This window comes from Enterobacter sp. R-1.6.2 (assembly GCF_035064085.1).
In the GTDB taxonomy this organism is placed as follows: domain Bacteria; phylum Pseudomonadota; class Gammaproteobacteria; order Enterobacterales; family Enterobacteriaceae; genus Enterobacter; species Enterobacter asburiae_B.
In genome coordinates this window covers 1-322 of record NZ_JASEYI010000139.1, presented here as the reverse complement: position 1 = coordinate 322, position 322 = coordinate 1, and the positions used below count along the sequence as shown (strand labels likewise).

2 pseudogenes are annotated in these 322 nt (G+C 51.6%); one reads left to right on the top strand and one right to left on the bottom strand.

Features of this window, described 5'->3' with window-relative positions:
* Positions 1–9: 9 nt before the first annotated feature.
* Positions 10–90 (bottom strand): annotated as a pseudogene (locus QMN93_RS26155) (hypothetical protein); the annotation flags it as partial.
* On the opposite strand from QMN93_RS26155, the pseudogene QMN93_RS26150 reads away from it, so the two are divergent.
* A pseudogene (locus QMN93_RS26150) lies at positions 78–322 on the top strand (IS3 family transposase); the annotation flags it as partial. The pseudogenes QMN93_RS26155 and QMN93_RS26150 overlap by 13 nt on opposite strands.

Below are 322 nucleotides of genomic sequence, written 5' to 3'. Positions count from 1 at the left end.
ATGTTCGTCTCATTCAAAAAACCTCCGCAACCCCATGTTTTCACATAACTGTTGCGTTGACCAATTGAATCTACAACCGCGCTCTTGATGTCAGACTCCCTGAACAGTTCTCGATAATCGGGAAACTCAGGGCGCGTTATCCTGTGGCCACTCTCTGCCATGTGTTCGGGGTTCATCGCAGCAGCTACAAATACTGGAAAAACCGTCCTGAAAAGCCAGACGGCAGACGGGCTGTATTACGCAGTCAGGTACTTGAACTGCATGGCATCAGCCACGGCTCTGCCGGAGCAAGAAGCATCGCCACAATGGCAACCCAGAGAGG